The sequence below is a fragment of the Pseudomonas sp. P4795 genome (assembly GCF_048822895.1).
Lineage (GTDB): Bacteria > Pseudomonadota > Gammaproteobacteria > Pseudomonadales > Pseudomonadaceae > Aquipseudomonas.
Window position 1 is genome coordinate 74,694 of record NZ_JBMFBT010000007.1, and the last position, 12,011, is coordinate 86,704.

10 protein-coding genes are annotated in these 12,011 nt (G+C 61.2%); 1 reads left to right on the forward strand and 9 read right to left on the reverse strand.

Annotation, left to right across the window (positions count from 1 at the left end; genetic code table 11):
• Positions 1–85: 85 nt before the first annotated feature.
• Complete coding sequence (locus tag ACOI8A_RS20555; RefSeq protein ID WP_420650033.1) at positions 86–1,315, forward strand: nucleoside recognition domain-containing protein; 1,230 nt, start codon at positions 86–88, stop codon at positions 1,313–1,315.
• A gap of 74 nt (positions 1,316–1,389) precedes the next feature.
• Here ACOI8A_RS20555 and ACOI8A_RS20560 read toward each other — a convergent pair whose 3' ends face one another.
• The 9 genes from ACOI8A_RS20560 to ACOI8A_RS20600 form a co-directional block, all read right to left on the reverse strand.
• The gene (locus tag ACOI8A_RS20560) at positions 1,390–2,016 is read right to left on the reverse strand and encodes an ABC-type transport auxiliary lipoprotein family protein (protein ID WP_420650034.1); all 627 of its coding nucleotides are present in this window, start codon (positions 2,014–2,016) and stop codon (positions 1,390–1,392) included.
• Positions 2,013–2,951 (reverse strand): MlaD family protein, encoded by a 939-nt coding sequence (locus tag ACOI8A_RS20565; protein ID WP_420650035.1) that lies wholly within the window; start codon positions 2,949–2,951, stop codon positions 2,013–2,015. The genes ACOI8A_RS20560 and ACOI8A_RS20565 overlap by 4 nt, the downstream gene beginning before the upstream one ends.
• A 1-nt stretch (position 2,952) precedes the next feature.
• Positions 2,953–3,756 carry an ABC transporter ATP-binding protein gene (locus ACOI8A_RS20570; RefSeq protein WP_420650036.1) on the reverse strand — a complete coding sequence of 268 codons (804 nt, stop codon included), beginning with the start codon at positions 3,754–3,756 and terminating at the stop codon, positions 2,953–2,955.
• Complete coding sequence (locus ACOI8A_RS20575; protein WP_420650037.1) at positions 3,753–4,901, reverse strand: MlaE family lipid ABC transporter permease subunit; 1,149 nt, start codon at positions 4,899–4,901, stop codon at positions 3,753–3,755. Before ACOI8A_RS20575 ends, ACOI8A_RS20570 begins: the two co-directional genes overlap by 4 nt.
• A gap of 55 nt (positions 4,902–4,956) precedes the next feature.
• A complete protein-coding gene (locus ACOI8A_RS20580) occupies positions 4,957–5,985 on the reverse strand; it encodes a DUF5924 family protein (protein WP_420650038.1) in 1,029 nt (342 codons plus the stop codon).
• Between the two features lie 155 nt (positions 5,986–6,140).
• Positions 6,141–7,529: a M16 family metallopeptidase gene (locus ACOI8A_RS20585; protein WP_420650039.1), complete on the reverse strand. Its 1,389-nt coding sequence runs from the start codon at positions 7,527–7,529 to the stop codon at positions 6,141–6,143.
• A gap of 177 nt (positions 7,530–7,706) precedes the next feature.
• Entirely contained in the window at positions 7,707–9,365 is a 1,659-nt protein-coding gene (locus tag ACOI8A_RS20590) for a Na/Pi cotransporter family protein (RefSeq protein ID WP_420650040.1), read from the reverse strand.
• A 306-nt stretch (positions 9,366–9,671) separates the two neighbouring features.
• Positions 9,672–10,439 (reverse strand): TerC family protein, encoded by a 768-nt coding sequence (locus ACOI8A_RS20595; RefSeq protein WP_420650041.1) that lies wholly within the window; start codon positions 10,437–10,439, stop codon positions 9,672–9,674.
• A gap of 83 nt (positions 10,440–10,522) precedes the next feature.
• The gene (locus ACOI8A_RS20600; RefSeq protein WP_420650042.1) at positions 10,523–11,830 is read right to left on the reverse strand and encodes a CitMHS family transporter; all 1,308 of its coding nucleotides are present in this window, start codon (positions 11,828–11,830) and stop codon (positions 10,523–10,525) included.
• Between the last annotated feature and the right edge of the window lie 181 nt (positions 11,831–12,011).

The window sequence follows — 12,011 nt, forward strand, 5'->3', positions numbered from 1 at the left end:
CACAGACAAACCCCGGAGAAATCCGGGGTTTGTCGTTTCTGGCGACCCCGTTATCATTCGCCGCATCTTCCGGGGGATTTGACTGATGCTTAATGGCCTGTGGCTTGGCTTCTTCATCGTGGCAGCCGTGTCGGCGCTCGTGCAGTGGCTGGTCGGCGGTAACGCCGGGATCTTCGCGGCGATGGTCGAAAGCATTTTCGCCATGGCCAAGCTCTCGGTCGAAGTCATGGTCCTGCTGTTCGGCACGCTGACCCTGTGGCTGGGCTTTCTGCGGATTGCCGAGAAAGCCGGCATTGTCGATTGGTTGGCAAAAGTGCTCGGGCCACTGTTTCTGCGGCTGATGCCGGAAGTCCCGGCCGGTCACCCGGCGCTCGGGCTGATCACCTTGAACTTCGCCGCCAACGGCCTGGGCCTGGACAACGCCGCCACGCCGATCGGCCTGAAGGCCATGAAGGCCCTGCAAGAGCTCAATCCAAGCGCGACCATCGCCAGCAACGCGCAGATCCTGTTTCTGGTGCTCAATGCCTCATCCCTGACGCTGCTGCCGGTAACGATCTTCATGTACCGCGCCCAGCAGGGCGCGCCGGATCCGACGCTGGTGTTCCTGCCGATCCTGCTGGCGACCAGTTGCTCGACCATCGTCGGCTTCCTGTCGGTGGCGTTCATGCAACGCCTACGGGTGTGGGACCCGGTGGTGCTGGCGTATCTGATTCCCGGCGCACTGATCCTCGGCGGCTTCATGGCGTTGCTGGCGACCATGTCGGCCACAGCATTGGCGGGCCTGTCGTCGATCCTTGGCAACCTCACGTTATTCGGGCTGATCATGCTGTTTTTGGTGATCGGCGCGCTGCGCAAGGTCAAGGTTTACGAAGCGTTCGTCGAAGGCGCGAAAGAGGGCTTCGACGTCGCCAAGAATCTGCTGCCGTATCTGGTGGCGATGCTTTGTGCGATCGGTGTGCTGCGTGCGTCGGGCGCGCTGGACTTCGGTCTGGACGGCATCCGCCACTTGGTGGAATGGGCCGGCTGGGACACACGGTTCGTCGATGCGCTGCCAACCGCGATGGTCAAACCGTTCTCCGGCAGCGCCGCGCGGGCGATGCTCATCGAAACCATGAAAACCTCTGGTGTCGACAGCTTCCCGGCGCTGGTGGCGGCGACGATTCAGGGCAGTACCGAAACCACGTTCTATGTGCTGGCGGTGTACTTCGGTGCGGTGGGCATTCAGCGCGCACGGCACGCGGTGGGTTGCGCGTTGCTGGCCGAGTTGGCCGGAGTAATCGGCGCCATCGCGGTCTGCTACTGGTTCTTCGGCTGATCACAATCCTTTGGCCAAACAGATCCCCTGTGGCGAGGGAGCTTGCTCCCTCGCCACAAAGGCGGTAACTGACTTTAAGGGCGCGGTGAGGGCGCAATTTTTTGCCCTTGCTCCACCGCCCAAGCGACGACTTTCGCGGTAAGACGATCACTCGCCTGGCCAAACCCGGCAACTACCGCCGGCACCTGCACATCGTTCAGCGGCTGGCGTTCCTCGAAGCGGCGGCTGGCGAGGATGCGCTGGTCGTAGCCGCGTACCAGCAACGCATCGAGGCGCACCACAACGCCGGCCTGCGTGCCCTGATATTCGGTCTGAAACGCCTGCAAATTACCGCCCAGTTCCAGATCCGCCTGAAAGTTGCTGTCGTCGGTACTCAACAGCGTCACCCGGCCGTCACGCTGAAAGCCGTCGAGCAGCCGATTGCGCAGCAGCACCGGCGCCGGATCGCTCCAGCGCGAAGCCTTGTAGCTGCTGAGCAGATCACCCTGCGGAATCACCGCGATGGTCGGCCGGTTCAACGCTTCGCTGGCCTGCAATTTGTTCAACCGCAGCGACCAATGCTGAGTCGCCGCCGAACTGGCCAAGGCGGGCGCCTGAGCCACCGGCAAGCGATAAACATCCAGCGGCTCGGACTTGGGCAGGATCGAACACGAACCGAGCAGGGTGACGCCAGCGAGGAGGGCGAGGTGCGTCAGCTTCATGGCGTGAACTCCTTGTTCTTGTCACTGCCCAGCAGGTAACCGCTCGGGTTGGCCTCCAGACGTTGAGAGATGGCGCGCAGCGAAGACAACGTTTCGCGCAGTTCACGCACGGCCGGCGCCAGACCATTGAGGCCCTGCATGCCGCTGTCGAGAGAGTTCTGATTCTTGCTCAGCAGGCCGTTGATGGTCGCGCTGCTCTGTTCCAGCGACTTCATCGCCTGCTCGGCACTGCCCAGCGCTTGCTTGCCCTGATCGTTGAGCAGGCCATTGGCGTTGCGCATCAGCGCCGAGGTCTGTTCGAGCATGCTGCCAGCCTGTTTACCGACCGTCGCCAGTTGCTGCATGGCTTGGCGCAGATCACCGCGCTGGTCGTTGATCGCGCCCGTGGTCTGTTCGAGATGGGCGAGGGTGGCGCTGATGCGCGTGACGTTCTCAGCGGAAAACATCTGGTTGGCGTTATTCAGCAGCGTGCTGATCCCGCTCATCAAGTCGTTGCTGTCATTGAGCAGCCGCGAGATCGGCGAGGGCGAGGCGACGATCACCGGCAGCTTGCCGTCGTGGCCCTTGAGCTGAGGACTTTGTGGCGTGCCGCCGCTGAGCTGGATGATCGAAGTGCCGGTGATCCCGGTCAGGGCCAGTTTGGCCTGGGTGTCTTCCTTGACCGGCGTGTCGCCGCCCAGACGAATCCGCGCCAGCACCCGGCGCGGGTCCTGCGGATCAAGGCGCAAACTGACTACGTCGCCAACCTTGATCCCGCTGTACTGCACCGAACTGCCCTTGGACAGACCGCTGACCGCCTCGTTGAAGACCACGTCGTAATCCTTGAACTCGGTATCGACGCTGGACTTGGCCAGCCACAGGCCGAAGAGCAGGGCGCCCGCCACCACAATCACGGTGAACAGGCCGATCAATACATGATGGGCTCGGGTTTCCATGTCAGACCTCGTTAAGCAGTTTGGCGGCGTCCAGCGCCGAGCGGCCGCGAGGGCCATGGAAGTATTCGTGAATCCACGCGTCGTCGGTTTCCGAGACCACGTCGATGGCATCGGCCACCAGCACTTTCTTCTGCGCCAGCACCGCCACGCGGTCGGTGATGGTGTAGAGCGTGTCGAGGTCGTGGGTCACCAGAAACACGCTCAGGCCCAGCGCATCGCGCAGGGTCAGGATCAATTGGTCGAACTGCGCCGCGCCAATCGGATCGAGGCCGGCCGTCGGTTCGTCGAGAAACAGGATATCCGGATCGAGTGCCAACGCGCGGGCCAGCGCTGCGCGCTTGATCATGCCGCCCGACAGGGACGCCGGGTATTTGTCCGCCGCCGACAACGGCAGCCCGGCCAGCGCCAGTTTCACTGCAGCGAGATGCTCGGCATCTTCGCGACTCAGGCCGGCGTGTTCGATCAGGGGCAGGGCGACGTTCTCGGTCACCGTCAAAGAAGAAAACAGCGCGCCTTTCTGGAACAGCACGCCAAAGCGTCGTTCGATCAGCGAGCGCTCATGCTCGGACAGGCTCGGCAGGTTCTGGCCAAACACTTTGACCATCCCCTCGCTGGGCCGACGCAAACCGACGATGCTGCGCAGCAACACCGATTTGCCGCTGCCGGAGCCGCCGACCACAGCCAGAATCTCGCCTTTGTACAAATCCAGATCGAGGTTTTCGTGCACACTCTGGCTGCCAAAGCGATTACACAGGCCACGGACTTCGATCACCGCCTCGGCGGGCGCACGGGGTAGACGACTCACCAGCCCATCTCCATGAAGAACAGCGCGGCTACCGCGTCGAGCACGATCACCACGAAAATCGACTGCACCACGCTGGAGGTGGTGTGCGCTCCGACCGATTCGGCGCTGCCGCTGACTTTAAAGCCTTCCAGGCAACCAATCGCCGCGATCAGGAAGGCGAAGATCGGCGCCTTCACCAACCCGACCAGAAAGTGCTGAATGCCAATGTCCGATTGCAGCAGCGAGAGGAACATCGCCGGCGAGATATCCAGCGACACCGCGCACACCACCGCACCGCCGATAATGCCGCAGAGCATCGCCAGAAAAGTCAGCATCGGCAGCGCCACCAGCAACGCCAGCACGCGTGGCACCACCAGCAACTCCATCGGGTCGAGGCCCAACGTGCGGATCGCGTCGATTTCCTCGTTGGCCTTCATCGAACCGATCTGCGCAGTGAAGGCACTGGCGGTGCGGCCGGCCATCAGGATCGCGGTAAGCAGCACGCCGAACTCACGCAGGAACGCGAAACCAACCAGATCCACGGTGAAGATACTCGCGCCAAAACTGGCCAGCACGGTCGCGCCGAGAAATGCCACCACCGCGCCGACCAGAAACGTCAGCAGCGCCACAATCGGCGCGGCATCGAGGCCGGTCTGTTCGATGTGCGCGACCATCGGCGTAATGCGCCAACGCTTGGGCCGGAACAGATTACGGGCGATGGTTTCGAGGATCAGGCCAACGAAGCCGAGCAGTTGCAGGGTGTCTTGCCAGACCGTGTCGACGGCGCGACCGATGCGCGTCAGCAACTGCACGCTGACGCTGACTTCCGCTTCCCTGACCGGCACGCAGAAGTCGGTCATCGACTGGTAAACGGTTTGCAGCAGCGCGCGGTCAGCATTGGAAATCGTGCAATCGGGATGTTCGGCGGATTTGCCCAGACGCTCGCTGCCGAGCAATTCAACCAGCAGCGACGCACCCGCGGTATCGAGGGCGCCGAGGCCGTTGAGGTCGATGGCGGCGTTGCCGTCGTACTGCCCGCGCAGGGTGGCGCTCAGTCGCTTGAGCTCGGCGTAATGCGCAAGCGTCCAGTCACCGGTAACCCGAAGCTGTGCAGGGGAGGTCGAGGTGTCGAGTTGGGCACTACCGGTGATCGAGCTGCTGGTCATAAGCTCCGTGCTTTTTCGGCTGTTTACGCTGGCATAGGTAATAGCACGAACCCGGTTACTTTTCTTTGATCGGTGTGCTGTCGGTCACTTCGAAGCGCAGCACGCCGATCAGTTGACCATCCTCGGTCAGTACCCGCACTTGCCATTTGCCCGCCGGGTTGCCGGGGAAATTCTGCTTGTGCGTCCACGCCCGGTAACCTTCCTTGCGCCCACCGTGGATGTCGAGGGCGATACGGTCGACCTCTTTGCCGTTGAATTTCCACACGTGATAAATCCGCTCGTCCAGCCCGCGCGGCGCGTTGATCGCGGTGTAGGCGTAGAGCCCGCCGCCACGAATCTGCTCGGCGCTGACTTTCTCCAGGCTCGCGCCGGGGGTGCGATCCTGCAACTGCGTGCTGATCGCCACGTCGGTCATCCACAACGTGGCTGGCGGTACCCAGGAGCGCAGCACCCAACCAAGGCCACCGATGCCGACCGTGATACAGAGGATCGCCAAGGCGTTACGCACGGTGCGGATCGGGAAGATCGACGCCAGGCTCGGGAACGACAGCACCACGGCAATCCCCAGCGCCCATTTGAAACTCTGCGCAGTGGTCAGGTGCATGATCACCGGCAGCGCGGTGAGCAGGGCGGCGAACAGCGTCAGGGTGTGCAGCGCCAAAAACGCCCAACGCCGTGGCGCCAGCCATTTGTAGTAAAGCGGGTCGACAATCGAAATCAGTGCCGAGATGCACAGCATCCCGGTGAAGAATAGCTGGCCGCTGTTCCACGTCGTGGTGATGAAGAAGAACGGCAGGACGAAAAACAGGCTCTCCTGATGGATCATCTGCGTCGCGTAGCGCAGCAGCGGCGGCGGGATTTCGCGTTTGAAGATCCGCGTGAACAGCTTGGTCAGGCTGTTTTCCAGCATCAGCCAGATCCAGCTCAGCAGCATGATCGTGGTGATCCAGCTCGCCAACCCTTGTTGCCGGTCGACCAGAATGAAACTGCCGACCCCGGAGATAAATCCACCGAGCGCAATGACCCCCGGATAGCGCTTCATAAGCTCGAGAATGCGCTGGATCAGCAGGGTCAGTTTGGACATTTGGGCGCTTCGCTACACATTAGGAAAAAACCCAGACAGAGTACCTCCCGCAGGACATTGTGGCGAGGGAGCTTGCTCCCGCTGGGCTGCGTAGCAGACCCAGGATTTTTATGGGCGCTGCGCACCCAAGCGGGAGCAAGCTCCCTCGCCACAGGTCAGTGTTTGGCTGGTTGACGGTGGTGCAGGCGCCAGCCGAGCAGGAGCAGGATCAACACGCCCAAACCACCCGCCGCCAGCCACAGCACTTGATCATCACTGAGCAGCGGCTTTTCGATCCGCAAATAACCCGGTTGCAGCAGCAACTCGCGCATGGCCTTGTTCGCCGCTTCCAGCGTCACGCCTTGCAGCTCTCTGGCGGGATCGGCGAAACGGCCGTCATCGTAGTCACCGAGCGCGCTCCAATAATAGTCGGCCATGGCACTGTTGCCTTGCACCGCCCAGGCCTGATGGGCGATGGCTGCCTGTTTGAGGCGAGCGAACGTCTCAGGATCGAGCCCGTTTTTCAGCAGATCTGCCTTGAGGTCTTCGAGCACCTGCTCAGCTTGGGCAACGTCATCCCGATCAAGGTCAGCGTTGAGGCTCATGAAACCTACACCGCCGAACACCTGTCGATCAGCCCACGGCCCGTAAGACAGTGCATGTTGCAGGCGCAATTGGCGATAGAGCGCCCAGTCCAGATAATCCTTGAGCAGGTCGAAGGTTTCGTCGTGCCGTTCCTCCAGCACCGGCTCCGGCACCAGCCAGTGCAGCTTGGCGCTGTCGCCGATGAAGCCGCGCGTCAGCGTGCGCTCATGGGCGGCACTGACGCGGATGTCCGGCAATGGACGGTGCTCGCTCGGATCGACCGCTTCGAGCGCACCCCAGGCACGTTCCAGATAGGCCGGCAGCAGTTTGTCGAGTTCACCGACGACGATCAGGGTCATGTTGTTCGGCGCGTACCAGGCCGCGCGCACTTTCTCCAGTTGCTCCTGGGTCAGGCCCCCGACTTCGGCGCGTTGCGGGCATTTCAGACCCAGCTCAACGGCCAGTTGATTACTCGCGGTGTGGCCCAGATCCTGGCGGTCGAGGAACCGTTGCAGACGTGTGTAGTGCCCGCCGTCCTCGCGTTCGACCACGCGTTTGGCGGCGTTGATCGCGTTGTCATCGATGCGGGTTTGCGTCAGCAGAGCCAGCAACAGATCGAGGACTTTGCGCTGGTTTTTCGCCGGGGCTTCGATCACGAAGGTAGTGTCGGCGTTGCTGGTGAAGGCATTCCAGTCGCCGCCGAGGGCTTGCATGCGTTCTTCGAGGCCACCTTCGCCAGTGGCGTCGATACCGCTGAACAGCAGGTGTTCGAGCAGGTGCGGCAGCTCTTTATCAGCACACTCGAAGTCATCGAGGCCGACGCCGACCACCAGCCGGATCGCCACATGCCCGCGTTCGGTGCCGGGTTTGAGCATCAGCTGCAAGCCGTTGGGCAGGGCATAGCCTTCGACCTGAAAGCGATCCAGGGCAAACGCGGGCAGGGAACCGAGCAATAGACAAGCGAACAACAGGCAACGCATAACGAGCTTCCATACGGCTGAATTGGAGATCCGTGTTGTCAGTCAGGGCCCCATCGCTGGCAAGCCAGCTCCCACAAGGATTTACGGCGCTCACAAAACCCTGTGGGAGCTGGCTTGCCAGCGATGGGGCCCTTGAGACTGAACTCTGTGTTACTGACTGACCTCAGCCCCAGACGTTCAAGGCGAATGCGTAATGTCAGCCATATCATCCGCCGCCAGTGCACCCGTATCAGCCGTCTCCAGCACCACATAAGCACTGCTGCAAAACAGCGAATTCAAGCGCTTCATGTCGGCAATCAGCTCCAGATGCAGCGAACTGGTCTCGATACTCTGCACGATCCTGCGTTGCAAGCGGCTGACATGCGCGTGGGCCAAGCGCCGTTCCTGTGCGCGAAAACGGCGTTTTTCGCGCAGCAACTGGCGGGCGCTTTCCGTGTCAGCGCTGAGAAACACCGACAAACCCAGCCGCAGGTTGGCAATCAACTGACTGTGCAGATCCGCCAGCTCTTCAAGCCCGACCTCAGAGAACGAACGACGCTGCGAAGTCTTCTGCTGCTGCACCTTGCGCAGCATGCGTTCGATCAGATCGCTGGCGAGTTTGAGGTTGATCGCCAACTCGATGATCTCGGCCCAGCGGCGACTGTCACGCTCGCCGAGATCCTCGCGTGGCATTTGCGCCAGATACAGTTTGATCGCGCTGTACAACGCCTCCACGTCATCGGTCATGCGGCGCATTTCCTGAGTGACCGCCGTCTGCTTGCCGTGCAGCACATCGAGCATCGCTTCGAGCATGTTGTCGATCAGGTCGCCCAGACGCAGGGTTTCCCGGGCCGCGTTGGCCAGCGCCAGGCTCGGTGTGAGCAGCGCGGTCAGATCGAGATGGCGCGGTTTGGCCGTGCCGTTGACCTCGCTGCGCTCCGGCAGCAACCAGGCACACAGCCGCGCCATTGGTCCAACCGAGGGCAGCAAGATCAGGCATCGCGTGGTGTTGTAGAGCAAGTGGAAGCCGATGACCATTTCCTGCGGGCTGAAATCGAGGCTGTCGATCCAGTGCACCAGCGGGTCGAGCACGGGGATGATCAGCAGCAGCCCAATCAGCTTGTACAACAGACTGCCGAGCGCCACTTGTCGACCGGCGGCGTTCTGCATGCTGGTGCTCATGAACGCCAGAATCCCGCTGCCGATATTGGCGCCGATCACCAGACCGATCGCCACCGGCAGACTGATCACCGCAGCCCCGGCCAGAGTCGCAGTGAGCAACACCGCAGCCAGGCTTGAGTAGGAAATCATCGCGAACAACGCGCCGACCAAGGCGTCGAGCAGGATGTCGCCGGTCAGCGAGGCGAAAATCACCTTCACCCCTTGGGCGTGAGTGATCGGCGCAGCGGCTTCGACGATCAGTTGCAGCGCGAGAATGATCAGGCCCAACCCGATGCTGACGCGCCCCATCTGCCCGAGCCGCGTCTGTTTGCGCGACAGAAAGAAGATCACCCCGACGAAAATCAGCAGCGGCGACAGCCACGACAGATCGAGCGTCAGCACCCGCGCCATCAGCGCCGTACCGACGTCGGCGCCGAGCATGGTCGCCAGCGCCGGGGTCAGCGCCATCAGGCCCTGGCCGACAAACGAGGTGACGAGCATGGCCGTGGCGTTGCTGCTCTGCACCATCGCGGTGACGATGATGCCGGCAATGAACGCGAGCCCACGCTTGGACATGTTCTGGCCAATCACATGGCGCAAATTGGAACCGTAGACCCGCAGGATGCCGGTTCGGACGATGTGCGTGCCCCAGATCAGCAGGGCCACGGCGGAGAGCAGATTGAGCAGGGTGAGCATACAGGCCCCCTGTGATTGCAGGCGCCCCAGAGGGGCAAGTTGACGGTGCCGCGCGTTTTCTACTTTGTGTACTTAAGCTGTAGTTGGCTAACGGTCTGCGCGCCAGCATTGCACAGCTAAAGTGCCGATTGAAACAAAACTGTCATGAAAACCGGTTCATCCGCACATTCTGAAATCAACAAAAAACCTGTGGGAGTCTGGCTTGCCAGCGATGGCGTGCGTTCAGCAGACATTGATGTCGCTGACACTCCGCTATCGCTGGCAAGCCAGCTCCCACAGGTTTTGTCTTGTAGCTGATGTTCCGGGTTACTGCCCCGGAATATCCTTGCGCAGTTTCACTGGATCCTGCTGTTTACGCTTTTTCGCCATCGCACCGCGCAGCTTGATGTTGATCGCTTCGACCGCCAGCGAGAACGCCATGGCGAAGTAGACGTAGCCTTTGGGAACGTGCACGCCGAAGGCTTCAGCAATCAGCACGGTGCCGACTACCAACAGGAACGACAGCGCCAACATTTTCAACGACGGGTGCTTGTCGATGAACTCGCTGATCTTGCCCGCGGCCAGCATCATCACCAGTACCGCCACAATGATCGCCGCAACCATGACCGGCACGTGCGAAACCATGCCCACGGCAGTGATCACCGAGTCCAGCGAGAACACGATGTCGATGATCGCGATCTGGATGATCGTGTAGAGGAAGTTGCCGCCCTTGCCCGATGGGCCGTCGGCGCTTTCGTCTTCGCCTTCCAGCGCGTGGTACATCTCCTGCGAGCTTTTCCACAGCAGGAACAGGCCACCGAAGAACAGGATCAGGTCGCGACCGGAAATGCCCTGGCCGAACACTTCGAACAGGTCGGCGGTGAGGCGCATGACCCAGGTGATCGAGAGCAGCAACAGGATTCGCGTGATCATGGCCAGCGCCAGACCGAAGATCCGGGTGCGCTGCTGCATGTGCTTGGGCATGCGGCTGACCAGGATCGAAATCATGATGATGTTGTCGATGCCCAGCACGATTTCCAGGGCAGTCAGGGTGAAGAAGGCAACCCAGATTTCAGGGTTGGTCAGCCATTCCATGTGTATTCCTTTGAGCAGTTGTTAAACCGCAAAAGGTTCTGACTTCAAACAACGAAGGCAGAACCCGAGCGGTGAGTCTTGAGTTATAGAGTGCTGAACAGCGGGAAAGTCCCCAGCAGCAGTGCAGCAATCAGGATGCAGATACAAACCAGAATCGCCCATTTCAGGGTGAATCGCTGGTGGTCACCAAAATCAATGCCAGCCAGGGCGACCAACAGATAGGTCGATGGCACCAACGGGCTCAGCAAGTGGACGGGCTGACCGACGATCGAGGCACGGGCCATTTCCACCGCGGTGATTCCGTAGTGGCTGGCGGCTTCGGCCAGGACCGGCAACACGCCGTAGTAGAACGCATCGTTGGACATGAAGAAGGTGAACGGCATGCTCACCAGCGCCGTGATCACGGCCAGGTACGGGCCGAGGAAATCCGGGATCACTGCCAACAGGCTCTTCGACATCGCATCGACCATGCCGGTGCCGGTCAGGATACCGGTGAAAATACCGGCAGCAAAGATCAGTCCGACCACTGCCAGCACACTACCCGCGTGAGCCGCGACGCGATCCTTCTGCTGTTGCAGACAAGGGTAGTTGACGATCATCGCGATACTGAACGCCACCATGAACAGCACCGGCAGCGGCAGCAGGCCGGCGATCAGGGTGCACATCAGGCCGAGGGTCAGGGCGCCGTTGAACCAGATCAGTTTCGGACGACGCGCATCCGGGAACTGCGAGACGCTGATTTCACTGTGATCGATGTCGTCGCCGATCAGGTGCAGCTCACCCAGACGCGCGCGTTCACGTTTGCCGTAGAAGTAAGCGATCACCAGAATCGCCAGCACGCCGGCGGCCATCGCCGGGATCATCGGTACGAAGATGTCCGACGGGTCCACATGCAGCGCACTGGCGGCGCGCGCGGTGGGGCCGCCCCATGGGGTCATGTTCATCACGCCACCGGCGAGGATGATCAGACCGGCCATGATCCGCGGGCTCATGCCGATGCGGCTGTACAGCGGCAACATGGCGGCCACGCAGATCATATAAGTGGTCGCGCCGTCACCATCAAGGGAAACGACGAGTGCCAGAACGGCAGTACCGACCGAAACTTTCAACGGGTCGCCCTTGACCAGTTTGAGGATCTTGCGCACGGCCGGGTCGAACAGGCCGGAGTCGATCATCAGGGCGAAATACAGAATGGCGAACATCAGCATCACGCCGGTCGGCGCAAGCTTGGTGATGCCTTCGAGCATCATCGGACCGATCTTCGGCGCAAAACCACCGAACAGGGCAAAAACAATCGGGATGATGATCAAAGCGATCAGCGCGGACAGGCGCTTGGTCATGATCAGGAACATGAACGTGATGACCATGGCGAAGCCAAGGAAAGTCAGCATGGGAATACTCCAGGCGTAGCGCGTCTAGGGAATGAGCAGATCGGACGGGATCAGCGCAGAACGGGGAGGACGAGACGTACGGGCGGAGTTGCAGCAGGGAGGCGGGTTGCAGAGGACATCAGAATCACCATTGTTGTTGTTAATTGGACCGTGCGCGCGGGGTATCACGCGCATTGGCCAA